Raw genomic sequence first — 26,061 nt, forward strand, 5'->3', positions numbered from 1 at the left:
TGTGTTATGATGAACACAAGTCATATCAAGGCTCTTTCCAACAAGGAAAGGAGCAGACACCATGAAAGAAAAAAGACGGGATAGTAAAGGACGTATCCTGCATACTGGAGAGAGCCAACGAACAGACGGGAAATACTTATATAAATATGTAGACGCATTTGGAAACACAAAATATGTGTATGCTTGGAGATTGACACCCACAGACCCGACACCAAAGGAAAAACGGGAAAAACCCTCACTTCGTGAACTGGAACAGCAGATAAGACGGGATATTGAGGACGGTATCGACAGCACAGGCAAGAAAATGACGCTTTGCCAACTCTATGCCAAACAGAACTTACAGAGGGCAAATGTGAAGAAAAGCACACAAAAACAACGGGAACAACTCATGCGGTTATTGAAAGAGGACAAATTAGGTGCTAGGAGCATTGATACAATCAAGCCCTCTGACGCTAAAGAATGGGCGTTACGCATGAAAGACAAGGGCTTTTCCTATAACACCATTAACAACCATAAACGCTCGTTAAAAGCGTCATTCTATATCGCCATACAAGACGATTGTGTAAGGAAGAACCCTTTTGATTTTAAGTTAAGTGAAGTCCTAGAAAATGATACCAAAGAGAAAGTCGCATTGACAGAGGAACAGGAACAAGCCTTACTCTCATTTATCAAGACAGACAATGTGTATCACAAGCATTATGATGATGTGCTGATACTGTTAAAGACTGGACTTCGTATCTCGGAACTGTGCGGACTGACAGTAGCTGATATTGATTTCAAGAATGAAGTTGTAATTATCGACCACCAGTTACTAAAGAGCAAGGAACAGGGCTATTATATTGAAACGCCTAAGACGAAAAGCGGAATAAGACAAGTGCCATTAAGTAGAGAAACAATACAGGCATTTCAACGGGTTATGAAGAAACGCCCAAAGGCAGAACCATTTGTGATAGACGGACAGAGCAATTTCTTATTTGTCAATCATAAAGGCAAGCCCAAAGTTGCGATTGATTACAACGCCTTATTTGTCCGTATGGTAAAGAAATATAACAAGCACCACAAGGACAATCCCTTGCCACATATCACACCGCATACGCTACGCCATACATTCTGCACAAGACTGGCAAGCAAGAACATGAACCCAAAAGATTTACAGTATATCATGGGACATTCAAACATTAGTATCACAATGAACTGGTACGCTCATGCGTCCATAGATACCGCAAAATCAGAGGTTCAGCGTCTAATCGCATAGAAGTATTTACCACGATTTTAACCACGCTTGATAGCGAAAATATAAGAAGATAGACCTAGATATGTGAGGTTTACCACAAAAGCAAAATGCCCGTAGAGCCTATAAAATAAGGCTTTGCGGACATTTAAGGAGATATAAAAAGATAGTCAAAAAGACATATATAATTTATTATAATACATATACAGGAGTAGAGATGAAAAAGATAGATATGCACTGTCACATACTACCTGGTATAGATGATGGATCTGCAAATCCGAAAGAGACATTAGCGATGCTACGCATGGCATTGAATCAGGACTTTGTAGGTATGATCGTAACGCCACATGGCTCAGTCCGTAATGCATCCGTAGAACGAGTGCAGGAGATTCGAACATTGTGTAAGAAGTTCAGAATTCAGGCATATCAACGACTTGGAGTCAGGCTTCCGGTATTTCCGGGACAGGAAATTATGTATTCGGTAGATACAAGACAGTTACTAAAAGAAGGAAAGCTTCTGACGCTGGCAGACAGCAGATATGTATTATTGGAATTCCTCCCGGGGACAGCTTACTCTAAGATATTCAGCGCAGTGCGCCAGATGCAGATGGCAGGTTATGTCCCAATTTTGGCACATGTAGAAAGGTATCATGTGTTAAGAGAAGAAGGCAGACTGGAAGAGCTGGCTGATACAGGAGCAAGAATCCAGATGAATTACAGCTCTATAGATGGAGGATGGAATAATAATACAGCACAGTGGTGTAAGCGACAACTGAAAGATGGTCTGGTCCATTACCTGGGAACAGATATGCACAATAGCGGAGAACGCAGTCCACAGACAGAACACGTTGAGAAGTGGCTGAACAAGAATCTGTCTGAAGATTATGTATGGGCATTGATACAAGGCAATGCAAGAAGAATATTAGATGACCGCGGATCACACAAGCCTAAAACATAAATTGTTTCAAAATTTTTTACAATTCAAAAAGGGACAGGTTAGAAATAAAAGAAACCCTAGAAAATGGGAGGGTAAAAATACACACAATTCAAAGAGGGACAGGTAGAAGTCCAATTGGGGACGGGGTTTTTTTGAAAAACCCCCGTCCCCAACCGTCCCCCAAGAAAGGAAATCAGATTAATGGGAAAGAATTACGACAATGATGAGATGGAAATTGACTTACTGGAGCTCTTTTATGTGCTCAAGTCGAAGATACTGGCAATCCTGGGAGTGGGACTGTTGTTCGGCTGTATTGCGTGTGCATATGCCGGATTCTTAGTGAAGCCGCTGTACACATCTTCTTCCATGATGCTTGTACTGACCAAGGAGACGACGCTTAGTTCTCTGGCGGATCTACAGATGGGCTCACAGCTTACCAAGGACTATTCCATCTTGATCACAAGCCGTCCGGTGCTTACGGATGTTATCGACCAGTTAGATCTGGACATGGACTATAAGCAGCTGAAGAATATGATCACAGTTACGAACCAGGACGATACGCGTATTCTGCAGTTGTCTGTGGAGTATTCTGATGCCAAGCAGGCGAAGGAGATTGTAGACAAGCTGTCAGAGGTTGCTTCTGAGTATATCGGAGACAAGATGGAGGTTACACCGCCTAAGATCATTGAAAAAGGTGAGGTTCCGACTTCCAGATCGAATACAGGCGTGGCGAAGATGGCAGTGATGGGTGTGCTGGCAGGTATGATCCTGTGCGCAGGTGTGATTGTTATCCGCACGATCATGGACGATACGATTAAGTCTGAAGAAGATATAGAAAAATATCTGGGATTATCTACACTGAGTGTAATTCCGGACAGAAAGGATTATATTAATGGATCAGGAAAGAAGAAGTCAAAGAGAAATGATGCAGGAAAACGAAAAGCAAGCTAGAACTACATATACAAATGCGCAGGCAAAAGCGGCAATGTCCCGCCGTGACAATAAGGCATCTAAGCTTCGGGTGGAGCTGACGGATCCTCGTAAATCAAATTACTTTTACGAGGAGGCGTTAAAGACGCTGAGAACAAATATCCAGTTTGCAGGAGCGGATATTAAGACGATTCTTGTGACAAGCTGTTTTCCGAATGAGGGAAAGAGTGATGTTGTCTTCCAGCTCGCAAAGGAAATGGGTATGGCCGGTAAGAAGACGGTGCTTCTGGATGCGGATATCCGAAAATCTGTCCTTGTGCAGAGATATCTCGTGGATAGTGACGTGAAGGGACTGTCCCAGTACTTAAGCGGACAGGCACCGGTGCGCGATATTTTATATGGAACAAATTATGAAAATATGGACGTGATCTTTGCAGGACCGATGGCTCCGAATCCATCAGAACTTCTGAATGGCAAAGTATTTGCGAAGTTGATGATCGAATTGAAGCAGAGATATGATTACGTCCTAATCGATACACCTCCTATGGCAAATGTGGTGGATGCTGCTATTGTTGGCAAGGTGTGTGATGGAGCAATTCTGCTGATCGAGAGTGGATTTGTAGGATACCGTGCAGCGCAGAAAGCAATCAAGCAGTTGGAAAAGAGTGGAACACATATGCTTGGAGCTGTGCTGAATAAGGTTGATGCAAGAAAAGAAAAATATTATTCCTATTACAGTTATGGAAGTAAGTATGGTTATGGCTATGGCCAGAATCATGAAAATGCGTAGGAAAGGGATGTAAAGAACAGTATGAAGAAAAGAAAGACGAACCCGAAGGTTCAGAATACTCTGCTGTTGATTGCATGTATCGTATTATTCCTGATATTAGGTTCGCTTTTATTTTTCAATCATAAGAAAGAAGCTGCAAATAGCAGTGAGTTAAAGAAAGCGGCGCAGGAAGAGATTCAGAAGGAGAAATCAGATCAGACATGGACAGAGGACCAGAACAGCGAGAACCAGACAGACGAGAACCAGACAGACGAGAATCAGAACAGCGAAGATCAGACAGACGAGAACCAGACAGACGAGAATCAGGCAGGCGAGAATCAGACAGACGGGAACTAGAAAGGCGAGAATCATCAGGGAAACGCCACGGAAGATTCACAGCAGTTATTATCGCAGGCGCAGCTGTACTTGCAGTGGCAGGTCTGGGATATGCAGGTATCCAAAAAAAGAAAGCAGCAGAAGCGGCAAGTGCGAAAGCAACCGCGGAAGCAGATGATTCCAACACCGTCACCTGGCAGGGAAAGACTTACAAATACAATCAAAATCTCAGTAACTACTTATTACTTGGAGTAGACAAGCGTACACCGGCAGAGACAAGAGTCGGAAAAGCCGATGCAGGACAGGCAGATGCCTTATTCCTGTTGTCGCTGAACCGTAAGACAAAGGAAATGACACTGATCTCGATTCCGAGAGATACGATGACAGATGTGGAAAGCTTTGACCTGGAAGGGAAAAGCCTTGGAAAATCCAAAGACCACATCAGCCTCTCCTATGGATATGGAGACGGCGGTGCCGAGAGCTGCAAACTCACACAGGAAGCAGTGTCCAATCTCTTCTATGGACTTCCGATTCAGGGTTATCTTGCTATGAACTTAGACGGGATTCCAGAGCTTTCAAAAAGCGTAGGAGGTCTGACAGTGACTGTGCCAAATAACAGTCTGGAGTATAAATATCCGGAATTTGCCGAAGGTGCAGAAGTAACACTGACCGAAGAAAATACAGAAGTTTTCTTAAGAAGCAGAGATGTAGATGAAAGCCAGAGCGCCATCTACCGGATGGAACGTCAGAAAGCATTCTTAGATGCGTTTTCAAAAAAGGCAAAAGAATGCTATGAGCAAAATGCAAAATTTGCAGCAGATTTGTTCGTGGCAATCAAACCATATACCGTCACAAATATCAGCGAAGACCGTCTGATGAAGTTGTTCCAGACAGCAGACGAAGGAGACGGCTATACAGAATGGACTGTTCCGGGAGAAGGAACACAAGGTCTTTCCTACGATGAATACCACGTAGATGACGATGCTCTGTATGCAAAGATTATGGAGACGTTCTATCAAGAAATAAAATAGATGAAAAAACAAACAAATGAGCAATAAGACGTAAGGGGCTATAGAATCATGAAGAAACGATACGTCGTAGCAGGGATACTGGCAGCAGCCGGACTGATCTGCGGAGGAATTGCATATTACCAATATTATCAGGATGCCCATGCAGGGCAGGAATATGAAAAAATAAAAGAAAAAGTCGTGACAGAAGAACCAAAAAAACCAGAAGAGACACAAAAAAGTACCGTTGAGATACCAATCGACTTCCAGACATTACAGAACATGAATCCAGATATATATGCATGGATTAAAGTACCGGGAACCGTCATCGACTATCCAATCGTACAGAGCGGGACAGATAACAGCTATTATCTGAACCATAGTGTGGAACATGATGAGAACAAAGCCGGAGCAATCTTTACCGAGGATTACAATACGAAGACCTTCGAAGATTCGAACACCGTGGTCTACGGACACGGCATGGCAAATGGCTCCATGTTTGACGGTCTGCATCAATATATGGACCGGGATTTCTTTGATCAGAACAAAGAAGTCATCATCTACATGCCGGACAAGATTTTGCACTACCGGATCTTTGCAGCATACCTGTATGACAACCGGCATCTGCTGCAAAGCTTTAACTTTGATAACAAAGACATTTACCAGGCTTACCTGGATATGGTATTCGGTATCCGGGATATGAAGTCGAATATTGATACAGCAGCGAGTGTGACTGCAGATGACAAGATCATCACACTATCTACCTGCTATGCAGGTATGGACAACCGTAGATATCTGGTACAAGCCGTACTAGTATCTATAGAACAATAATTAGGAAAAGGAGGTAAGGACCAATGAAGAAGAAACTGATCAGCCTGGCTATGCTGGTAACAGTATTTGCAATGCAGGTTGTAGGTGTATCCGCTGCAAGTAAGACAGCAACAATGGCTGTAGTCGGAAATTCCAAAGGATATTATGAAGTAGATGCTATGGATCAGGAAGAACTGGACACAGTCGCAGCAGCTGACAAGACAACAGCAGATCTGATCAAAGACATCAATGCCGGAACTAAGACACTGGAAGATCTTGCAAAGGCAGAATCCAGTATTGCATCAGAGATTGAAGGAAAATCACTGGTAACAGCATTTATGGATCTTAGAAAGATCGGAGATGTAAGCAAAACTGCAGATGGAAAATACCAGGTAACATTATCTGTACCTGCACTTACAAAAGGAATGACAGACGTAAAAGTACTTCACTTCAGTACAGAGCGTAAAGTATGGGAGGTTATCACACCATCTAACGTAGACCTGGACAATAAAGAGATTACTTTTGAATTACAGGATCTGTCACCAATCGCAATTATTGCGAAAGTTGATGCTTCACAGGCAGTGACAAATACAACAGGAACATCACCAAAAACAGGTGTTGATTCCACAAACACAGTGCCATTCGCTGGCGCAGCAGTCGTTCTTTTAGGAGCGGCAGCAGTTGTAGCATTCAGAAAAAAGAATGCTTAATTGAAAATGTTAGGGCTTAGGGGAGCTGAAGTATGAAAATTATACGTCAGCTTCTCTTGGGCTTGAGAAATGAATGACATAAACGAGACAATGAAAATGAATACACACAAACAAATTGTTTGTATTATATAAATAGTTATAAGAACTGAGATTTAGTTATAGTGAGGATTTAGGAAATGAAAAAAATTCCATTTGCAGTTGTAAAAATGGTAAATATCGTGTTGCTGATGATTCCGTTCGTAATATGTTGGACATTATATTACGAACCGAGAACCACAACAGTCGGATCAAAGCAGGTTAGCGTACTTGTTATGATAATATTCTTTTTAATTTGTTATTATTTTGGACAAAGATTGGATTGCTTTCGCGTATCCATCTTACAGATTCGAGATGTTATATTTGGTGAAGTACTGGCAACCATGATTACGGATATTATTATGTATATCCTGATTTGGATGTTATCTATCCATTTACCGAATCTGATTCCGGGACTTATTACCTGGGGTGGGCAGTGCGTTATAGGAGTAATATGGGCATATGTTATGCATCAAAGTTATTTTTCTACACATCCTCCGCTTCGTACAATCGTGATATATGACGAACGAATGGGAATGGAAAATCTTATTCATACATATGGACTTGAAAAGAGATTTAATATCAAGACGGTTTATCCAGTGGAAAGTATTATGGATAAGCTGGAAGTAATGGAAGAATTTGATGCCGCATTTTTGTGTGGGATACATTCTCGCGAAAGAAATATCATATTAAAACATTGTATCAGTCATAAAATCAAACTTTTTATGATTCCGAGAATTGCAGATGTTATGATGCGTGGATCGGAACAGATACATATGTTACACTTACCAATTTTGAAAACTCAGAGATATAAGCCATCGATAGAATATCAAATCATTAAAAGAACGATGGATATTGTAGTATCGGGAATAGCAACAATTGTATTATCTCCATTATTCCTAATTACGGCAATTGCTGTGAAGTCAGATGGAGGTCCGGCATTTTATAAGCAAAAGAGACTTACAAAAGATGGAAAAGTATTTGAAATTTTAAAATTCCGCAGTATGCGAGTAGATGCTGAAAAATACAGTGGAGCAGTTCTGTCAGCAGGAGAAAATGATCCAAGAATTACAAAGGTTGGACGCATTATTCGTGCATGCAGATTAGATGAACTTCCACAGCTGCTAAATATCTTAAAAGGTGATATGAGTCTGGTGGGACCTCGTCCGGAGAGACCGGAACTTCAAAAAGAGATTGAAAAAGAAGTGCCGGAATTCGGACTTCGTCTTCAGGCAAAGGCAGGACTTACTGGTTATGCTCAGGTATATGGAAAGTATAATACTACTTTCTATGACAAGTTATTGATGGATCTTATGTATATCTCCAAACCAAGCATCTTGGAAGACCTTACGATTATGCTTGCGACAGTGAAGATACTGACAAGCAAGGAGAGTACAGAAGGTGTTGGAGAAGAGAAAAATGCACTAGAACTTAGAGATGAAAAAAAGCGCAGTTAATATATAGTTGTAAAATGTGAGTGATTATAAATATGGATAATTATATGGGATATTCAGTTCTGATGTCGGTTTATTATAAAGAAAAGCCTGAATATTTAAAACAATCAATAGAAAGCATACAAATGCAAACTCTTCCTACAGATAATTTTGTATTGGTTTGCGATGGACCGCTGACTCAAGAGTTAAATGATGTGATTGCGGAAAAGGAACAAGAAATGCAACATGTTTTGAATGTTATTAGGCTGAAAAAAAATGGTGGTCTTGGGAATGCGTTGAACGAAGGAATAAAATATTGTCAAAATGAATTGGTTGCAAGAATGGATAGTGATGATATTGCGTACCCGAATCGATGCGAAAAGCAGGTTGATGTTTTTAATACAAGACCAGAGGTGAGTGTTTGTTCTGGGATTGTGGAGGAATTTTCAACGTCTTATGAAATCGTAGATTCAAAAAGGATTCCGCCAGAAAAACAGGAAGAGATTATTGAATTTGCTAAAAAACGTAATCCATTTAATCATCCGTGCGTAATGTATAAAAAATCAGCAGTTGAGGCGGTTGGTTCATATCAGGATTTTTATTTACTTGAGGATTATTATCTTTGGCTTAGATTATTAATGGCTGGATATCAGGGATATAATATTCAAGAACCATTACTTCATATGAGAGCTGGCAAAGATATGTATTTAAGAAGAGCAGGCTGGAGATATGCAGTAGCACAAGCAAAATTATTTAAATTTATGAAAGAACATAAATTCATTGGAAGTTTTCAATATATTAAAAGTTGCATAGTTCGTGGAGGCTCAGCAATGGCTCCAAATTGGTTGAGAAGGTTTATGTTTGAAAGACTATTAAGAAAAAAGGTATGAGAGAATTATGATGAAAAAAGATAGAAATCAATTTGTAGATATCATGCGTGGCATTGCCATGTTACTAGTTGTTTTGGGACATACTATGACTGGATGTACAGTGGATTCACAACAAAGTCTTCTTTTTAATATAGTTTGGTCACTTCAAATGCCATTATTTATTTTGATAAGTGGGTATGTTACAAAATATAGTTGCACAATTTGGAATGTAAAAGGATTATTTAAATATATAAAACGGCGAACAGTAGCATATATGCTTCCGTGGTTTGTATGGAGCTTTTTGATTCGTGGAATTGTATTTGGGCAAAAAGGGTTTTTAGATATTAAATCACTTATATGGAATATGGATTCAGGATATTGGTTTCTTGCAACTATTTGGAGCATTAGCATGATTTTTGGGGTGGCTTCTTACGTTGCAGAATTAGTAGGGAAAGATAATAATCTGAAAAAACAGATGACATTGTTAATCGTATATATATTAGGAATGGTTGTATTAGCTTCCATAGGTATTTTATTAGGAATGTCTTTTTTTGCAATAAAATTAACGTTATATTATATGCCGTTTTATTATTTGGAATATTTATATGGACAATATGATGCAAGAATATTAGATTGTGAAAAAGGAAAAAGAATAGTGGAGTTTGTAATAGCAAGCAGCTTTATTATATGGTTATTTGTTATTCTTAGAATTTCAATTTATGAAATGCCAGATAATGGTTTTGCAATTATTATGAGGGCAGGCATTTCTTTAGCAGGTTGCATAGCAATAAGTGGACTTAGCAAAGGATTATTTACAAATAAATCTGATTTTTTCAGGGGGGGGGCTCAGCTGGATCGGTGCACATTCTCTGGAAATTTATTGTACGCACTACCTATTATTATGCCTGGTAAAAACAAAAAACAATTATCACATATGCAGCTTGATGGGGAAAAATCTAATTTTAATAAATTATGTGATGACAGTGATATTAACAATACTGGTTGTAAAAGTCATAAACAGCAACAGATGTTTTGCATTTTTATTGATGGGAAAGAAAAAATAAAAATTTTTTTCTTTGGGCTGGGAAAAGAAGTTTGGAAATATACATGATTCATGGATTACTTCTTAATATTCTAAAGCCTCATAGGGAAGTTGCATTTAGTAGTATTGAAGGATATTTTTTAACTTTTGGTAATTTTATTATAACGATTGGATTATGTGCAATTGTTATAGAATTACTTAAGCAAAATGTATTTTTAAAGAAACTTTTAAGTATTAAATAACGAAAATAAAGGAGAAAAAACAATATGCATTCTAGAGTGCTAATTGTCGGAACAGTACCGTATAATACGAAATCTACATCAAGAGCCTTTGATGCGTATTTTCATTATTGGGAAAAGAATAATATTGCACAAATTTTCTCTAATACAAAGAAACCGTGTAAAGGACATTGTGAAACACTTTTTCAAATTACTGATCAACGAATTTTGAAAAGATGGTTAGGAAAAAGAATAGATACAGGTTTAATATTTCAGTATGAAGAGCTTGATAATGAATGGAAAGATAATGATTTGGAAGTTGGTGATGCTAAAGTAGAGGCAGCTTATAAATTTGGAAGAAAACACACGCCTTTTACACATTTGTTGCGTGGCGTGCTTTGGCGAAAAAAATTTTGGTGTACAGAAAAGTTGAATAAATGGCTTGAAGAGTTTGATCCTCAATGTGTTTTTCTGGCATTCTCGGATGATTATTTTATACCGGAGATAGCAATGTATGTTGCAGAAAAATTCGATATCCCGATTGTTTCTTGTATAGGCGATGATTATTATTTTAATGTAGAAAAAACGCTGAATCCGATTTATCATCTATACAAATCAACGTATAAACGATTAATTGATAAAGTTTTATCATGGCCAGGAAGTGCAATCTATATTAGTGACAAGATAAAAGAAAAATACAATTCGGAATTTAAACTTGATGGAGAAACAGTATATTTGACTTCAACGGTTCCAAGAAAAGAATTTAAGTTGATTAATAAAGAAAAACCGGTGATAACATATTTTGGAAATATTGGAATGGGAAGAAACAATTCGCTAAATGATATTGGGTATGCTCTTGGAAAAATAAATCCAAGCTACAAATTAGAAGTTTATTCGAATGAAAAAGATGAAAGAATTTATTCTGTATTTGATAAAAATGTAAATATTGAATATAAAGGATCTGTTCCTTATACACAGGTACAGCAACGTATGGCTGAAAGCGATATTACTGTAATTGTTGAAGGATTTGAAGAAAAAGATATTAACCTTTCTAGATATTCTTTATCTACAAAGGCAGCAGATGCATTAGCCAGTGGAGCGGCAATTCTTACGTATGGTTCGATGGAAAGTGGCATTATTGACTATATGAAGTCAACAAATGCATCGATGGTTTGTACAGATAAAAGTGAATTGATAACATCAATAAAAAAACTGATAGAAGATCCAAAACTCCAACGCGATTATTATGAGCAAGCAATAGTGATGACTAAAGAACATCATAATCTCCAGGCAAGTTGTAAATCATCAGAACAAGTCATTGAAAAAGCAATAAGACATATGAAAAAAATGGAGAATAGTTAGTTATGGACAATAATTTTTCAATTATTATTTCAACGTGTGATAAATTTTCTGATTTGTGGGACGCACATGTACAACTGTTGAACCAGAATTGGGCTGATAGAAATGTGGAAACATTTTTACTAACAGATAAGCCTACAGATAGAAAATTTAAAAATATTACAGTGGTTGCAGCCGGAGAAGGCACAGAAATTACAGAGCGTCTTCAAACTGTAATGCCAATGATTAAAACAGAATATGTGCTTTTTACCTTAGATGACTATTTTTTGACTGAAAAAATTTCAACAGAGGCTATTAAGGAAGACATTTCGATAATGGAGAAACAGAGAATAGATTATTTGCGATTATTTGTCATGACTAGGAAGAGTCTTAAGAATAGAAAAGCAAAAGAAGTAGAGCCTGGAATTTTTGTGCTAGATAATAATGCAGGTGACTATATCGTGAGCCTGTATGCAGGCATATGGAAAAAGAACTTTATGGAGAAAACACTGAAAAAAAAGATGAATGCCTGGCAGTACGAAGTGGCTTTAACTCAAATGGCACGTGAATTGAGTGCGCGGTGTGCAGATAGCCGTCGTGGGGAATTCCCTATCCTTGATGTAATTAGAAAAGGGAAAGTACTTACAAAGGCTGAAAAATATTTTCAGAGCAATCCTGTTTACAAAGGAAATAGAGAAATAATGAAAGTTCGCGATGAATGGATGCTTACGTTCCGTACATGGTTACGAGAGTGGTTGCCAAAGCCATTATTTAAAACTGCTAAAGCAATTATGCGACGAAGGGGTTATACATTTTTTAGTGATGGACAATAGAGGAAATTGTAATGCGGATAGTACAAATTAACGGAGGTGCTAAAGGAAGCACTGGAAAAATAATGATGGGAATTGCAGATATTGCAAAATTACAAGGACATGAAGTAATGTGCGCATCACCTATTACTTCGACAAATCGTGATGCGGGAAAAAATTGTGGGTATTATAGAATTGGAAATTATTATAGTAGACGTTTTAACGTTGCACTTGCACGGATGACAGGATTTAATGGCTGTTTTGCATGGATAGAAACTTATAGACTATTAAAGAAAATTGATAAATTCAGTCCTGATATTATTCATTTACATAATTTGCATGATTCGTACATCAATTTACCAATGCTATTTAATTATATAAAAAAAATTGACATTCCAGTAGTATGGACTCTCCATGATTGCTGGGCTTTTACTGGACAATGTCCACATTTTACTTTGGCAAAATGTGATAAATGGAAAACAGGGTGCTATGATTGCCCACAATATAGAGAATATCCAGCATCACTTTATGATAACACAAAAAAAATGTGGAAATTAAAGAAAAAATGGTTCACAGGGGTAAAGCATATGACGATTGTTACTCCATCAAAATGGTTGGCTGAATTAGCGAAAGAATCATATTTAAAAAAGTATCCAATAAAAGTAATTAACAATGGCATTAATTTAAAGATATTTAAACCAACAACTGGAAATTTTAAAGAACGTTATAAAATATCTGAAGATAAAAATATTATTTTGAGTGTATCTTTTGAATGGGGATATCGAAAAGGACTTGATTGTATTATAAGATTGGCAGAAATGTTGGGAGAAAATTATCAAGTTGTTGTAGTTGGAACAGATGATAAGGTAGATAAACAACTCCCTAACAATATATTATCAATTCATAGAACTCAAAATCAAAAAGAATTAGCAGAAATTTATAGTGTTGCTAACGTGTTTGTTAATCCAACGAGGGAAGAAGTATTAGGAATGGTCAATATTGAATCGCTAGCTTGTGGAACTCCTGTTGTGATGTTTCAAACAGGAGGAAGCCCTGAGTGTGTTGATGAAAAAAGTGGAATAGTTATAGAAAAAAATAAAACAGAAGCAATGTTCAAAACAATTATTCAAATATGCGAACAAAAATTATTCGATGAAAAAGATTGTGTAACGAGAGCAAAAAAGTTTGATGAATCAAAAAAATATCATGAATATATAGAATTATATTTAAGCAGTGTAGAGAGGTAGATAATGCAATTAGAAAAAGGAATTGTTGGTAAAATAGTATGGGGATTATTATTTTTATTTTCACTCAATCTATTTAATCAGAGCAGTTTGATCTTAATGTTATTATTTGGATTTATAGTGATAATGGATAAAGGAAAAATATATTATTGTTCGAAAGATAGTATGTTTTATTTATTAATAATTTTTGCTGTAACATTTTTCCTTTTTGCAGCACAAAATGGAATAAGCACTGGAATATCAGCTTTTGGATGCCCGATGTCATATTATATTGGAAAACGTATGATAACTAAACAAAATGAATTACAAATAAAATCAATAGCGATACTATTGGTTACAGGAATGACTTGTCATGCTTTTGTTAATTTCTTTTATGAATTGATACGTTTTGGTGGAATAAATTCGAGTGGTACTCATTACGATTTTTTTAGTTTAGGTGCCGTAACATCTGCAACGGGTGCTGCAACGTATTTGACTTTGTTTGCTGGTGTTATCTTTTATATAATTTTAGAAAGTGATTCGTTAAAAAAATGGATAATAGGATTAATAATGATTGTCATTGCATTTGCGTATGATATGATTTTGGGAGGTAGATCCTTTTTCGCTTTAACAGCGGCGGCATTTGTGATTAGTATGATTATATATGTACTATATCAAGAAACAACAAAAGAAAAACTTGTAGCTTTTCGAAAAATGTTATTAGTGTTTATTGTATTATTTGTTGTTGGAATGATAGTTTATACAGTTTATAAGGAAGAAATAACAAATATATTTGAATCAACATATTTATTTCATAGAATATCATATGCCAATATAGCAGAATCACAGGATTTATTTTCCTTTTTTAAAACGACTGATAGAGGTGATGTAAGAAATCAATATATCAAATTGATGTGGGACTATCCTTTCGGAGGAAGAAAAATTCTTGCTAAAGTAGGGTTATATGCTCATGAACTTTGGCTTGACATATTTGATTCTGCTGGAATTGTTCCGTATATATTAATGTGGGTGATTTCTATACAAATTACGGTAAATAATATTCAGTATGTGTTATGCCGTCAGACAACTTTGAAAAACCGCGTGCTAATTGTTGGAATAACCGTAGCTGTAACTGTGCAGTTCTTTTTTGAGCCAATTTTGACCGGTTGTCGAGCACTTTTATTTTCTTATTTTTTGATTTGTGGGATGGTAAAAAGACAAATGAAATTTTTTAAGGAGGAAGTATGAAAATCATATATGTTTCTAATTTTATGAATCATCATCAATTGCCTTTTTCGATGGCTTTGTTGAATCAAAAAGACATTGAGTATACATTTATTAGTTTAGAATCTATTCCAGAAGAACGACTTAATATGGGATATGAAGACATGAACCATAAGTATTCTTTTGTACTTTGTGCTTATGACTCTGCAAAAAATATGAAGATCGCAGAAAAATTAATAGATGAAGCAGATGTGGCAATATATGGCTCATGCCCAGATAAAATGATTTTAAGGCGAACGAAAAGAGGTAAATTAAGTTTCAAATTTAGTGAAAGGTATTTTAAAGAAGGAACGGGTATTTTGAGATTACCACATAACTGGGCTAGTGCATGGAAACATTTAAAGCCATTTGAAAAAGGTCCTTTATATTTTTGCTGTAGTAGTGCATATACGGCTGCTGATCTAAATCGATATACAAATTTTAGGAACAGGGCTTTTAAATGGGGATATTTTCCAGAAACGAAAAAATATAATATTGAAACATTGATGAGCCAAAAATCATCGTGTAAGACAGGGAATAATCAACCAGCAGTTTCTATTTTGTGGGTAGGAAGACTTATAAAATGGAAACATCCAGAAGCAGCGATAGAATTAGCAGTAGCTTTGAAGAAAAAGGGGTATTCATTTAAAATTACAATAATTGGTAATGGTGAATTAGAAGAACAACTCAGGATAATGATTGAAGAAAAAAAAGTATCAGATTATGTGGAGTTAATTGGTGCAATTGCTTCATCAAAAGTTCGAACCTATATGGAAAAAGCAGACATATTTCTTTTTACAAGTGATTTCAATGAGGGTTGGGGAGCAGTTTTGAATGAAGCAATGAATAGTGCATGTGCGGTTGTTGCAAGTCATGCGATAGGGGCTGTTCCATTTTTGGTAAGAGATGGAGAAAATGGATTTATATATGAGAATGGAAACCGAAAGCATTTTGAAGAAAAAGTATGTCTATTGTTAGACAACCCTGAACTTCGAAAAAGAATGGGAAGAAAAGCATACAAAACAATTGTAGATTTGTGGAATTCAGAGATTGCGGCAAATCGTTTTGTTGAATTAGTAAGAGAATTAAAGAATGAAAATTCAGGGGATAATATGTTTGATGATGGTCCATGCAGCAAAGCAGAAATATTAGATAATAGGTGGTATCATATAGATGAAAATTAAGGAAAAATTGCATTTGAAAGGAATCCATCGAGTAATCAATTTATTTTTTATTAATTATGTATTTAGAGGAACAAAACCATTTGTTTGTGAGATTAAACGCAAATTACTTAGTGGAATAGGTTGTACGGTTGGTGAAGGTACGACTATTGTTGGACCTATTGAATGTAAAGGAACTATTTTGATTGGAAAAAACTGCTGGATTGGAAAAAACTGCAAAATAAATGGTAATGGAACAGTAAAAGTAGGTGACAATTGTGATTTGGGACCAGAAGTTACTTTTCAGACTGGAGGACATGTAATCGGCGATGCTAATCGGAGAGCAGGACTTGGTGAAATATACCATCAAACTGTTGAAGACGGGACTTGGATAGGAGGAAGAAGCACAATATGTAATAATGTTACGATAGGAAAAGGGTGTGTTATAGCAGCATGTGCTTGTGTTGTGAATGATATACCTGAGAATACATTGGTTGGTGGAGTACCAGCAAAAAGCATTAGGAGATTGGACTAAAAATGAAGATAAAGAACTTGTTAAATAGTAAGGTAACACGAAACGCAAGTTGGATTATAGCAGGACGAGTATATCATATGGTATTAGCATTTGTTGTAGGACTTCTTACAGCTAGATACTTAGGTCCAAATAATTATGGACTTATTAATTATGCGGCAACATATACCTCATTTTTTGCATCATTTTGTACTTTAGGAATTAATTCTGTAATTGTGAAAAATTTTGTGGATCATCCAGATGAAGAAGGAGAAACAGTAGGTTCTGCCATTATTTTGAGAACTATATCTAGTGTCCTTTCGGTTGTGATGATGATGTGTATTACATTTATAGCTGATAATGGGGAGAAAACTACTAATATTGTTGTATTCCTTTGCGGTATAGGGGTTATTTTTCAAGTAATGGATACACTAGATTATTGGTTCCAATCAAGACTTGAATCTAAGTATTCGGCATTTGCTACAGTGATTTCATATACTGTAGTTTCAATTTATAAGGTTTGGTTGCTTGTGACAGGAAAAAGCGTTGAATGGTTTGCTGTGTCAACATCAATTGATTATTTAGTAGTTGCAATTATTCTACTTATTGTCTATAAAAAACGTAACGGGCCGAGATTTAGCTGTTCTATGAGAAAGGCCAAAGAGCTTTTCAAGAGTAGTTATCATTTTATATTAGCAGGTTTAATGGTGTCAATTTATGGCAGTACTGATAAATTTATGCTTAAACAATTGTTGAATGAAGCAGAAGTAGGGTATTATTCAACAGCAGTTTCATTGTGCAATACATGGGTTTTCTTATTGACAGCAATTATTGATTCATTATATCCAGTGATTTTGCAATCGTTTAACAATAAAGAATTGTTTGAACGCAAAAATAAACAGTTATATTCTATAGTTTTTTATATTTCAGTAAGTGTTTCGATTTTGTTTTCGGTTTTAGCAACCCCTGTTGTTAGGATCTTATATGGGAAAGCATATATAGCAGCAGCGGCACCATTGAGAATTATTACATGGTATACGGCATTTTCATATTTAGGGGTGGCAAGAAACGCATGGATTGTATCATATAACAAGCAGAACTATCTGAAATATCTTTATATTGGAGCAGCAATAACGAATGTAGTATTAAACGTTATTATGATTCCGTTATGGGGAGCATCGGGAGCAGCATTTGCTTCTTTATTGACACAGATTAGTACGATTTTAGTTTTTCCAGCACTTATAAAAGATTTGCGACCTAATGTAAAATTAATGGTGGACGCGATTCTGTTAAAAAAAGTATTTTAATAAAATTTATTAGGAGGAAATAAAAATGTCAGCATTTGATAACGCAACTTTAATGATTACAGGAGGAACAGGATCTTTTGGTTCTACTGTTCTGAAACATTTTTTGGATTCTGATTTGAAGGAGATTCGTATTTTTTCACGAGATGAGAAAAAACAGGATGATATGCGCCATGAGTTACAGGCAAAGCATCCAGAGCAGGCTAAGAAGGTAAAATTTTATATTGGAGATGTACGTAACCCGCAGTCAGTAAAAGACGCTATGCCGGGAGTTGATTATATTTTCCATGCAGCAGCTTTGAAGCAGGTACCATCTTGTGAATTTTTCCCGATGCAGGCAGTACAGACCAATGTAATCGGAACAGATAATGTATTACATGCAGCGATTGATGCAGGAGTAAAGAGAGTTGTCTGCTTATCCACTGATAAAGCAGCATATCCAATCAATGCAATGGGAATTTCAAAAGCTATGATGGAGCATGTCATTTATGCCAATGCCCGTGTAGCAGCAGAGCGTGGTGGGACAACCATTTGCTGTACACGTTATGGTAATGTAATGTGCAGTCGTGGTAGTGTTATTCCGCTTTTTATTGATCAGATTAAATCTGGGAACCCGATTACCATTACAGATCCGAATATGACTCGTTTCTTAATGAATTTGGATGAGGCAGTAGATTTGGTTATGTTTGCATTCCAGCATGCGAATCCGGGAGATCTGTTTATCCAGAAAGCAGATGCATCTACAATCGGAGATTTGGCAAAAGCAGTTCAGCAGTTATTTGGTGACACAGGTACTAATATTATTGGAACTCGTCATGGAGAGAAACTGTTTGAGACTCTTATGACAAGAGAAGAGCGTTTAAGAAGTGAAGACATGGGACATTATTTCCGTGTGGCAGCAGATAACCGCGACTTGAATTATGACAAGTTTGTAGTAAAAGGTGAGGTACATACTATGTCAGATGAGTCCTACACAAGTCATAATACAGAACGTTTAGACGTAGAAGGAACAGTGAAGAAGATTTTAACGACAGATTATGTTCAGGAGGCACTGAAAGAACTTCAGCGTTAATAGAATGGCAGAGAGAGAAAGACTTTTATTGGTCGGCTCTGGTGGATTTGGACGAGTAGTATCAGAGCTTGCCAGAGAGACATATGATTGCGCATTTGTAGATGATGGATTTGAAGTTGGAACAGTAATCTGTGATATTCCAGTTGCAGGACACATTTCTGATTTAGAGAAACTTTACGAGTCATATCATTTACTGGTTGTTACAATCGGGAATAATAAATTAAGACAACACATTTACCAGCAGGCTATGGAGATTGGATATACATTTCCGAATCTTATTTCTCCGAGCGCATATGTCAGCCCTTATTCCAAGATGGGGTGGGGTTGTGTATTATTGAATAATTCTCTGATTCAGAATGGAGCAACAGTAGGGAATGGTGTATTGCTGAATCCAGGGGTAGAAGTTCATCATGATAGCTCTGTAGAAGATTATGCTTTAATTTATACCAACTCTGTTGTAAGAACTTATGCAAAGGTTGGAAAAAGAGTCCGGATAGGAAGCAACGTGACTGTCAGCAACGAAGTGATCGTTGGTGATGATGCAGATATTCAGAATGGAGAGACATTATTTTAATTAAAGAGATATTGCACCAGATTCAGTATAGTGCAAGCATGAATATAACTGAAAAAGAACTGATGTTTCTAATATTGGTAAGTTGTATTGTCTGGAAATTAAGAAAAAAGAAACCGTGTATTAGTGTGATATATAGTATTTTTTTGATTATATATATTACGCTAATACGACGAGCTCCGGGATATATTGAACCGGTTCGATTTCATATAGGTGAATGGAAAGAAGCCGGATTTTGGGTAGGAGGAATATTAAATATTCTGTTATATGTCCCGTTTGGATATACTTGCTATAGATATATAACTGGAATGCGAAAGGTAGAAAAGGAACAGTATGTCATGAGGAATATCGTGCTGGCAGGGGCGTGTTTGTCGATAGCATGTGAAATGACACAGTATATTACAAAACGAGGCTGTGCAGATATCAATGATGTGCTGTTTAATATTTTAGGTATTATTGTAGGAGTGGCGTTGGCTTTTAAAGTAAGAGGAAGCAAGTATTAGAATTTGTTTTCTCTTAGTTTGTGGAGGCAGCACACAGGCAAAAAGCAAGGATTGTACAAAAAAGAGAAAAAGTAACTATAAGGATAATGAAATTAGTCATACGGTAAAGGCTCCTTTCTGTAAAAGGCTTTTAATATATTTATATGCAGAAGGATGAAAAATAATGATAACTAAAGGGGGTCAGACCCCATAAAAAAACTATAAACAAGAGTGAAGTTATATTGATGGGAGAGATATTGAAATGGTTGAACATAATTTTAAATGGAAAAATGATGGCCGCACGAAAGTGATGATTGGTTGCGGAACACGTCCGGAGATTATCCGTCTTGCTGCGGTAATCAAAAGATGTAGAGAATATTTTGATTGTTGTGTTGTATATTACAATCAGAACTGGGACAGAAATTTGAGTACTGTATTCTGGGAAGACTTCGAACTGAAGAATACGTTTGGTGAGTTCGGACCAGATATCCTGGTTCCGGTTGTTGGAGAGAATCTTGGAGTGACTTGTGGTAATATTTTAGGAAGATCTTTTGAACTTCTTTCTGAGCTGCAGCCAGATGGATATCTTGTGTTGGGAGATACAAACTCTTGTTTATCAGCAATTTCTGCAAAGAGATTACATATCCCGCTTTTCCATATGGAAGCAGGAAACAGATGTAAAGATGAGTGTCTTCCGGAGGAAACAAATAGACGTATTGTAGATGTTATTTCCGATGTGAATTTATGTTATTCAGAGTTTGCGCGTAAATACCTTGCAGATACAGGACTTCCAAAAGAGAGAACATATATGACCGGTTCTCCTATGGCAGAAGTGCTTCACATGAATCTGGAAAAGATTCAGAAGAGCGATGTTTTGGACAGACTTGGACTTGAAAAGGATAAATACATTTTGCTTTCTGCGCATCGTGAGGAAAATATTGATTCAGAGAAGAATTTTTTAAGTCTTTTTACTGCCATCAATGCGCTTGCACAGAAGTATGACATGCCGATTCTCTATTCTTGTCATCCAAGATCCAAGAATCGTCTGGAAAAGAGTGGATTCAAGCTTGATCCAAGAGTAAGAGTTAATGAACCGCTTGGTTTTAATGATTATAATAAGCTTCAGATGAATGCATTAGCAATTGTATCTGATTCAGGTACATTGCCGGAAGAAAGCTCATTTTATCTTTCAATCGGACATCCGATTGCTGCTGTATGTATCCGTACATCAACAGAGAGACCGGAAGCATTGGAAGCTGGAGATTTCATCTTAGCTGGTATTACAACAAAAGAACTGTTAAATGCTACAGATATGGCGATTGAGATGAAGCAGAAAGGTGTGCTTGGTAAACCTTGTCCGGATTATGTTGATGAAACAGTATCAATGAAAGTTGTCCGCATCATTCAGGGATATGTAAATGTAGTCAACAAGATGGTTTGGAGAAAAGATCAGTAAGATATAAATTTAATGACGGGCAGGTGCTTATGTTGAAACTGCACCGAGCTCGTCATTTTTAGAATTGGAGGTAGTGATATTATGAATATACTTGTTACCGGTGCAAAAGGAATGGTTGGAACTGCACTTGTTAATAATTTGAAGAACATCAGAGATGGGAAAAACAGAACGAGAAATATTGAAATTAACGAGATTTATGAATATGATTTAGACAGTACAGAAGCAGAACTGGATGAATACTGTGCGAAAGCAGATTTCGTATTTAACCTTGCAGGTGTAAACCGCCCGGAAAATTCAGAAGATTTTATGAAAGGCAATTTTGGATTTGCATCACAACTTCTTGATACATTAAAAAAACACAATAATAAGGCAGGAATTATGCTTTCTTCTTCAGTTCAGGCAACACTTGCAGGACGGTTTGGCAATAGTGAATATGGAAGAAGCAAGAAGGCCGGAGAAGAATTGTTCTTTGAATATGGAAAAGAGACAGGAACACCGGTATATGTATACCGTTTTGTAAATCTGATGGGACACAGCCGTCCAAAATACAACTCCGCAATCTCAACATTTTGCTGGGCTGTGGCAAATGACGAAGAATTTACAGTAAACGACAGAAGCACAGAGCTGGAAGTGCTGTATATTGATGACCTTGTAGAAGGAATGTTTGATCTTCTTGAAGGAAAAGAGCAGCATTGCGAATTTGATGGTGTTGAGACTGTATTAGATGAGAATGGTCGTTATTGCTGTGTACCAGTTACACATAAAGCTACATTAGGTGAAATCGTAGACCTATTAGAAGAATTCAAGTCACAGCCGATCTCCTTAATGATGCCAAAATGCCCGGACGGATCATTTGCAAAGAAACTTTTCAGCCTTTACTTAACCTATTTACCAACTGATAAATTCAAATATGCTATGAAGATGAATTGTGATGATAGAGGATCATTTACAGAATTGGTACATACAGTTGACTGCGGACAGGTAAGCATCAATATCAGCAAACCGGGAATCACAAAAGGACAGCACTGGCATAACTCCAAATGGGAACAGTTCATCGTAGTACATGGACATGGACTGATTCAGGAACGTAACATCAATACAGGAGAAACAGTAGAATTTGAAGTCTCAGGAGATAAGATTGAGGCAATTTATATGATCCCGGGATGGACGCACAATATCATCAATTTATCAGAGACAGAAGATTTGGTAACAGTAATGACCTGTAACGAGGTATTTGATCCAGGACATCCAGATACATTCTTTGAACCAGTGTAGACTGGAGGGGTCAGACCCCATTAAGAAAATCTTAAGGCCATGATATTATTCAGGAGGGTTTCGCTAGCTATGTTTTATTCAGAAAGAATTTGTGTGAGTATAGAATTTGAAGAGAAGGGGAAGAGTCATTGAAGGTAGCATTGAATGATAAATGTTGATGATGAACTTTTATGTATAGATGATGAATATTCAGAAAAAGAAATTTTTCTGGAATATGGTGTTGTAAGTTTAATGTTTTATGATCCTACGCCATATACCAAATTGATTGTTGCCATAAATAATGAAAGAGACAAGTATGATGGGGTGCAAGAGCGAAAGCATTTTATTCCTTTATTGTTGTTGACTTCTTAAATTAGCATAATACTGATCTATTTGCCTGTCTCTGGAATGTTCTGTATGTATACTGTCATTAGTTTACAGAAAGAAAAAGGTCCCAGACATAGGACCAAGATTTACATTGGAATAGAAAGTGATTGATGAAAGAACAATTCCCTTTTGAGCAGAATTGTGATTTCCATGTAACGGAAATGTGATAGGTTTCATCCTAGATTATTCAATTTTATATTGAATAATCTAGAAGTATTGTGAAGTAAGAGTAGAGGAATTGTCTATAATGGTTGATAAATAAGATAATAAAGGTTGGTAAGCTGTAATGGATAATTTTGAAATTGATTTAAGGATGATATATAAAGAATATGGATTAAAGATTAAAAACCCTCAATATGAAAATAAGACATGGAATATAAAGAAAGAGCTGATGATATGGTTAAATATATTCTATAGAAAACATCGAGAAAAGTTGAAAAAAATTATAAAAGAGGATGATATAGAAAAAATTATTTTAGATGGTTACGAAAGAAGCGCCTTTTTGAATAATTATGATGAAAGTAATGGCGTGCCTATAAATACAAAGGGGAATACGCCATTATTCTATATAATAGAATATATCAACATCCCAGAAATATTCGGAAAAGAAAATCTTGATGATTTAAAACAGGGATTGAATAAATTTTCAAAAAAACATGCATCGCTTCTATTTGGGGAACAATATGTAAAAAAAGACTTTAATTTTATTGAAATATTTGACGACTTTGATTTTAAAATTTTAATTGCGACTTTTAGAATTAAAGAAACAAGCATTCTTAAAAAATATATAGACGCTATAGAAATTCATGTGCAAGGATTAACAGCATCATTGGGAATCATAAACTTTAAATTATATTTAAATAAAAAAATGCAAAACATTCTTAATCAGGTTGCATTATGTAATCAAAAGTCATATAAAACGGTTGGATATTCTAAAGATAAAAAGTTATATCAATTTAGACAATTAGGGTGTAATGAAATTTCTAGTGAACGGTATAAAAATAAGATAAAAACAGTGATTGAGGATGAAATTAAATGGAGAGTTTTAGAAGAAATTAATAAGTTTGTTCCATTGCTTCTATATAGAACAAAGAGAAGTGATAGGGCAATAAGTGTATATAAGACCAATATAAATGGAAATGGATTTCACAATTTTTGGAAGAGTATTGGCATAGAGGTGAATGCCTGTGACTTTTTATTGGATTATACTGGGTGTATTAGTTGGGAAAATATATTTTCAAAAGATATTTATTATATATATACTCCTAAAAAAAACACATTAACAGATATATATGCCCACGATATTGAACAGGCATATATTGATAAATTACTTTGTTGTTTATCAATAACAGAAGCCGTTGATAAATTATCGACGCAATACGCTAAAGAAGCAGGTATTCTTACAAAGTACAACAGAAAAGTACGTGAGTGGTTAAAATTAAAAGAGACCATGGAAAATCAGTTAATACTATTCAAAAGATTTTTAAAAGAGATAGATTTTAATGAACAAAGGGGCTGTGGAGTAAAGTTCGCAGAAATACAAAATAGATGTATACATACGAAGGAGATTGAACAAATTCAGGGTGAAAATATTGAGAAAAGCAAAAGAACATTGGAATCTATTATGAATATTGTAAATGCTAACCTCGAAGCGTTTTCTTTTACATCAAATTACAAATTACAAAAAACAACATTGATTACGAATGCTTTTTCTGCTGTATTTGCTTTGATTGCAATTTTTATTTCTTTGTCGAATCAACCAGAAATAAAAGCATGTGGTAAAATATTGTATACCCAATATCAGATTCATAGATTAGCGTTTATTTTGATTTGCTGTATGTTGGTACTTATTTGGAAAGGCAAAACCATTCGTAAAACGATATCATATAAAGTTGATTTATTGAAACGAAGGTTTTAAATATATATGTTGTTGACTTCTTAAATTAGCATAATACTGATCTACTTGCCTGTCTCTGGAATGATCTGTATACTGTCATTAGTTTACAGAAAGAAAAAGGTTCCAGAGCACCCGCTGTGACAAGAAGGTGGCACGAAGGAATATATAAAAAGTATAATCTTTCTAATGTACATCTCATTGTAGGAAAGACAGAATCTGGAAAAACGAATGTTCTTCAGATGATCGAAATGCCCGAGTGGGAGAGAACTTATAATCATGAGGAAGGAGAAAAAAGTAAATGAAAATAATTAAACTGTTTACAAATAACTGGAAAACTATTATTCCGATAGTTATATCAATTATTTCTTTTGTATATACAGGGGTTATTAAAACAAATATGAATGATAAATACAATAAATTGAGTACATATATGAAATCTTTAAATTATGAGATAAAAATTGATTCGGGAGAAGGAAGAATTCAGTTCGGCGATGAGGAAATAAAGGGAGGCCAAATTGATGTGATTCCCAAGATTGGGGGAATAGAAGCGGTATATGCAGTTCATTATTATAAAAATAATGTTAAGGCAATTCTACCAGTAGAATTAGATGCGGATGCTGAAAAATATGATGCGCAAGGAATGTTTTATCGGTTGTCGGATTATACTATTGATAATGTTGCTTTAACGACAAATGTTTATTATGGAACATTGTATTTGGTAGTGAAGGATTTTGAAAATAATTATTTTACAAATATGATTATTTATGAAGTGGATAAAGATGATATGTCTATTTTTAAGACAAGAACATATTCAGAAATTGATTTACTTTATAATTATAACGAAGATATTAATGTTTTGCCGGAATTTGATGCAAACCAGATGAAAGAGTACCAAAGTCTGAAAAAGAAGCTTGATGAAATTCTATAATATAATTGAGGAGTGGATCCTAAAAGCACACATATATGT

General features: G+C 35.9%; 26 protein-coding genes. 25 read left to right on the top strand and 1 reads right to left on the bottom strand.

Features of this window, described 5'->3' with window-relative positions; genetic code table 11:
- The first annotated feature begins 61 nt into the window (after positions 1-61).
- The 4 genes from NQ560_RS02520 (at position 62) to NQ560_RS02535 (ending at position 3,888) form a co-directional block, all read left to right on the top strand.
- Positions 62-1,255 carry a site-specific integrase gene (locus tag NQ560_RS02520; RefSeq protein WP_005336078.1) on the top strand — a complete coding sequence of 398 codons (1,194 nt, stop codon included), beginning with the start codon at positions 62-64 and terminating at the stop codon, positions 1,253-1,255.
- 193 nt (positions 1,256-1,448) lie between these two features.
- Positions 1,449-2,189 (top strand): CpsB/CapC family capsule biosynthesis tyrosine phosphatase, encoded by a 741-nt coding sequence (locus NQ560_RS02525; protein WP_005336076.1) that lies wholly within the window; start codon positions 1,449-1,451, stop codon positions 2,187-2,189.
- Between the two features lie 180 nt (positions 2,190-2,369).
- Positions 2,370-3,119 carry a YveK family protein gene (locus NQ560_RS02530; RefSeq protein WP_005336074.1) on the top strand — a complete coding sequence of 250 codons (750 nt, stop codon included), beginning with the start codon at positions 2,370-2,372 and terminating at the stop codon, positions 3,117-3,119.
- Entirely contained in the window at positions 3,061-3,888 is an 828-nt protein-coding gene (locus tag NQ560_RS02535; RefSeq protein WP_081445687.1) for a CpsD/CapB family tyrosine-protein kinase, read from the top strand. The genes NQ560_RS02530 and NQ560_RS02535 overlap by 59 nt, the downstream gene beginning before the upstream one ends.
- Positions 3,889-4,003: 115 nt before the next feature.
- Here the strand turns inward: NQ560_RS02535 and NQ560_RS15835 are convergent, their stop codons facing one another.
- Positions 4,004-4,396 (bottom strand): pentapeptide repeat-containing protein, encoded by a 393-nt coding sequence (locus NQ560_RS15835; RefSeq protein WP_416386967.1) that lies wholly within the window; start codon positions 4,394-4,396, stop codon positions 4,004-4,006.
- On the opposite strand from NQ560_RS15835, the gene NQ560_RS02545 reads away from it, so the two are divergent.
- The 21 genes from NQ560_RS02545 (at position 4,299) to NQ560_RS02645 (ending at position 26,022) form a co-directional block, all read left to right on the top strand.
- The gene (locus NQ560_RS02545) at positions 4,299-5,234 is read left to right on the top strand and encodes an LCP family protein (protein WP_005336069.1); all 936 of its coding nucleotides are present in this window, start codon (positions 4,299-4,301) and stop codon (positions 5,232-5,234) included. The genes NQ560_RS15835 and NQ560_RS02545 overlap by 98 nt on opposite strands.
- 48 nt (positions 5,235-5,282) lie before the next feature.
- Complete coding sequence (gene srtB, locus NQ560_RS02550; RefSeq protein WP_005336068.1) at positions 5,283-6,041, top strand: class B sortase; 759 nt, start codon at positions 5,283-5,285, stop codon at positions 6,039-6,041.
- Positions 6,042-6,064: 23 nt separating this feature from the next.
- The gene (locus tag NQ560_RS02555) at positions 6,065-6,730 is read left to right on the top strand and encodes an LPXTG cell wall anchor domain-containing protein (RefSeq protein ID WP_005336067.1); all 666 of its coding nucleotides are present in this window, start codon (positions 6,065-6,067) and stop codon (positions 6,728-6,730) included.
- Positions 6,731-6,906: 176 nt separating this feature from the next.
- Positions 6,907-8,262 (top strand): sugar transferase, encoded by a 1,356-nt coding sequence (locus tag NQ560_RS02560; protein ID WP_005336066.1) that lies wholly within the window; start codon positions 6,907-6,909, stop codon positions 8,260-8,262.
- A 32-nt stretch (positions 8,263-8,294) separates the two neighbouring features.
- Positions 8,295-9,128: a glycosyltransferase gene (locus NQ560_RS02565; protein WP_005336065.1), complete on the top strand. Its 834-nt coding sequence runs from the start codon at positions 8,295-8,297 to the stop codon at positions 9,126-9,128.
- Positions 9,129-9,135: 7 nt separating this feature from the next.
- Positions 9,136-10,218: an acyltransferase family protein gene (locus NQ560_RS02570; protein ID WP_005336064.1), complete on the top strand. Its 1,083-nt coding sequence runs from the start codon at positions 9,136-9,138 to the stop codon at positions 10,216-10,218.
- A 197-nt stretch (positions 10,219-10,415) separates the two neighbouring features.
- A complete protein-coding gene (locus NQ560_RS02575; protein ID WP_005336062.1) occupies positions 10,416-11,729 on the top strand; it encodes a glycosyltransferase family protein in 1,314 nt (437 codons plus the stop codon).
- Between the two features lie 2 nt (positions 11,730-11,731).
- A complete protein-coding gene (locus NQ560_RS02580) occupies positions 11,732-12,538 on the top strand; it encodes a hypothetical protein (protein ID WP_005336060.1) in 807 nt (268 codons plus the stop codon).
- 11 nt (positions 12,539-12,549) lie between these two features.
- Positions 12,550-13,761, top strand: a complete 1,212-nt coding sequence (locus tag NQ560_RS02585; protein ID WP_005336058.1) for a glycosyltransferase — start codon at positions 12,550-12,552, stop codon at positions 13,759-13,761.
- Between the two features lie 3 nt (positions 13,762-13,764).
- Positions 13,765-14,985 carry a hypothetical protein gene (locus tag NQ560_RS02590; protein WP_005336055.1) on the top strand — a complete coding sequence of 407 codons (1,221 nt, stop codon included), beginning with the start codon at positions 13,765-13,767 and terminating at the stop codon, positions 14,983-14,985.
- Positions 14,982-16,184: a glycosyltransferase family 4 protein gene (locus NQ560_RS02595; protein WP_005336046.1), complete on the top strand. Its 1,203-nt coding sequence runs from the start codon at positions 14,982-14,984 to the stop codon at positions 16,182-16,184. Before NQ560_RS02590 ends, NQ560_RS02595 begins: the two co-directional genes overlap by 4 nt.
- Positions 16,174-16,695: an acyltransferase gene (locus tag NQ560_RS02600; protein ID WP_005336045.1), complete on the top strand. Its 522-nt coding sequence runs from the start codon at positions 16,174-16,176 to the stop codon at positions 16,693-16,695. The genes NQ560_RS02595 and NQ560_RS02600 overlap by 11 nt, the downstream gene beginning before the upstream one ends.
- 2 nt (positions 16,696-16,697) lie before the next feature.
- The gene (locus tag NQ560_RS02605) at positions 16,698-17,978 is read left to right on the top strand and encodes a flippase (RefSeq protein ID WP_005336039.1); all 1,281 of its coding nucleotides are present in this window, start codon (positions 16,698-16,700) and stop codon (positions 17,976-17,978) included.
- 25 nt (positions 17,979-18,003) lie between these two features.
- A complete protein-coding gene (locus NQ560_RS02610; RefSeq protein WP_005336038.1) occupies positions 18,004-19,047 on the top strand; it encodes a polysaccharide biosynthesis protein in 1,044 nt (347 codons plus the stop codon).
- 4 nt (positions 19,048-19,051) lie between these two features.
- Positions 19,052-19,621, top strand: coding sequence for a PglD-related sugar-binding protein (locus tag NQ560_RS02615; protein ID WP_005336037.1), 570 nt, complete (start codon positions 19,052-19,054; stop codon positions 19,619-19,621).
- Positions 19,622-19,683: 62 nt separating this feature from the next.
- Positions 19,684-20,121: a VanZ family protein gene (locus NQ560_RS02620; protein ID WP_233420491.1), complete on the top strand. Its 438-nt coding sequence runs from the start codon at positions 19,684-19,686 to the stop codon at positions 20,119-20,121.
- A gap of 241 nt (positions 20,122-20,362) precedes the next feature.
- On the top strand, positions 20,363-21,556 hold the full coding sequence (locus tag NQ560_RS02625) for a UDP-N-acetyl glucosamine 2-epimerase (RefSeq protein WP_005336035.1): 1,194 nt from the start codon (positions 20,363-20,365) through the stop codon (positions 21,554-21,556).
- 81 nt (positions 21,557-21,637) lie between these two features.
- Complete coding sequence (locus NQ560_RS02630) at positions 21,638-22,831, top strand: polysaccharide biosynthesis C-terminal domain-containing protein (RefSeq protein ID WP_005336034.1); 1,194 nt, start codon at positions 21,638-21,640, stop codon at positions 22,829-22,831.
- Between the two features lie 144 nt (positions 22,832-22,975).
- The gene (locus NQ560_RS02635) at positions 22,976-23,182 is read left to right on the top strand and encodes a hypothetical protein (protein ID WP_005336033.1); all 207 of its coding nucleotides are present in this window, start codon (positions 22,976-22,978) and stop codon (positions 23,180-23,182) included.
- A 301-nt stretch (positions 23,183-23,483) separates the two neighbouring features.
- Entirely contained in the window at positions 23,484-25,115 is a 1,632-nt protein-coding gene (locus NQ560_RS02640; protein WP_005336030.1) for a hypothetical protein, read from the top strand.
- 277 nt (positions 25,116-25,392) lie between these two features.
- A complete protein-coding gene (locus tag NQ560_RS02645; RefSeq protein ID WP_005336028.1) occupies positions 25,393-26,022 on the top strand; it encodes a hypothetical protein in 630 nt (209 codons plus the stop codon).
- Positions 26,023-26,061 lie beyond the last annotated feature (39 nt).

Origin of the sequence: Dorea formicigenerans, from assembly GCF_025150245.1 — a bacterium.
GTDB classification, from domain to species: Bacteria; Bacillota; Clostridia; order Lachnospirales; family Lachnospiraceae; genus Dorea; species Dorea formicigenerans.

Bases quoted from the DNA above. Each gene is read 5' to 3' on its own strand.
- NQ560_RS02520 (WP_005336078.1), top strand. From the start codon at position 62: ATGAAAGAAAAAAGACGGGATAGTAAAGGACGTATCCTGCATACTGGA.
- NQ560_RS02525 (WP_005336076.1), top strand. From the start codon at position 1,449: ATGAAAAAGATAGATATGCACTGTCACATACTACCTGGTATAGATGAT.
- NQ560_RS02530 (WP_005336074.1), top strand. From the start codon at position 2,370: ATGGGAAAGAATTACGACAATGATGAGATGGAAATTGACTTACTGGAG.
- NQ560_RS02535 (WP_081445687.1), top strand. From the start codon at position 3,061: ATGGATCAGGAAAGAAGAAGTCAAAGAGAAATGATGCAGGAAAACGAA.
- srtB (WP_005336068.1), top strand. From the start codon at position 5,283: ATGAAGAAACGATACGTCGTAGCAGGGATACTGGCAGCAGCCGGACTG.
- NQ560_RS02555 (WP_005336067.1), top strand. From the start codon at position 6,065: ATGAAGAAGAAACTGATCAGCCTGGCTATGCTGGTAACAGTATTTGCA.
- NQ560_RS02560 (WP_005336066.1), top strand. From the start codon at position 6,907: ATGAAAAAAATTCCATTTGCAGTTGTAAAAATGGTAAATATCGTGTTG.
- NQ560_RS02565 (WP_005336065.1), top strand. From the start codon at position 8,295: ATGGATAATTATATGGGATATTCAGTTCTGATGTCGGTTTATTATAAA.
- NQ560_RS02570 (WP_005336064.1), top strand. From the start codon at position 9,136: ATGATGAAAAAAGATAGAAATCAATTTGTAGATATCATGCGTGGCATT.
- NQ560_RS02575 (WP_005336062.1), top strand. From the start codon at position 10,416: ATGCATTCTAGAGTGCTAATTGTCGGAACAGTACCGTATAATACGAAA.
- NQ560_RS02580 (WP_005336060.1), top strand. From the start codon at position 11,732: ATGGACAATAATTTTTCAATTATTATTTCAACGTGTGATAAATTTTCT.
- NQ560_RS02585 (WP_005336058.1), top strand. From the start codon at position 12,550: ATGCGGATAGTACAAATTAACGGAGGTGCTAAAGGAAGCACTGGAAAA.
- NQ560_RS02590 (WP_005336055.1), top strand. From the start codon at position 13,765: ATGCAATTAGAAAAAGGAATTGTTGGTAAAATAGTATGGGGATTATTA.
- NQ560_RS02595 (WP_005336046.1), top strand. From the start codon at position 14,982: ATGAAAATCATATATGTTTCTAATTTTATGAATCATCATCAATTGCCT.
- NQ560_RS02600 (WP_005336045.1), top strand. From the start codon at position 16,174: ATGAAAATTAAGGAAAAATTGCATTTGAAAGGAATCCATCGAGTAATC.
- NQ560_RS02605 (WP_005336039.1), top strand. From the start codon at position 16,698: ATGAAGATAAAGAACTTGTTAAATAGTAAGGTAACACGAAACGCAAGT.
- NQ560_RS02610 (WP_005336038.1), top strand. From the start codon at position 18,004: ATGTCAGCATTTGATAACGCAACTTTAATGATTACAGGAGGAACAGGA.
- NQ560_RS02615 (WP_005336037.1), top strand. From the start codon at position 19,052: ATGGCAGAGAGAGAAAGACTTTTATTGGTCGGCTCTGGTGGATTTGGA.
- NQ560_RS02620 (WP_233420491.1), top strand. From the start codon at position 19,684: ATGTTTCTAATATTGGTAAGTTGTATTGTCTGGAAATTAAGAAAAAAG.
- NQ560_RS02625 (WP_005336035.1), top strand. From the start codon at position 20,363: ATGGTTGAACATAATTTTAAATGGAAAAATGATGGCCGCACGAAAGTG.
- NQ560_RS02630 (WP_005336034.1), top strand. From the start codon at position 21,638: ATGAATATACTTGTTACCGGTGCAAAAGGAATGGTTGGAACTGCACTT.
- NQ560_RS02635 (WP_005336033.1), top strand. From the start codon at position 22,976: ATGATAAATGTTGATGATGAACTTTTATGTATAGATGATGAATATTCA.
- NQ560_RS02640 (WP_005336030.1), top strand. From the start codon at position 23,484: ATGGATAATTTTGAAATTGATTTAAGGATGATATATAAAGAATATGGA.
- NQ560_RS02645 (WP_005336028.1), top strand. From the start codon at position 25,393: ATGAAAATAATTAAACTGTTTACAAATAACTGGAAAACTATTATTCCG.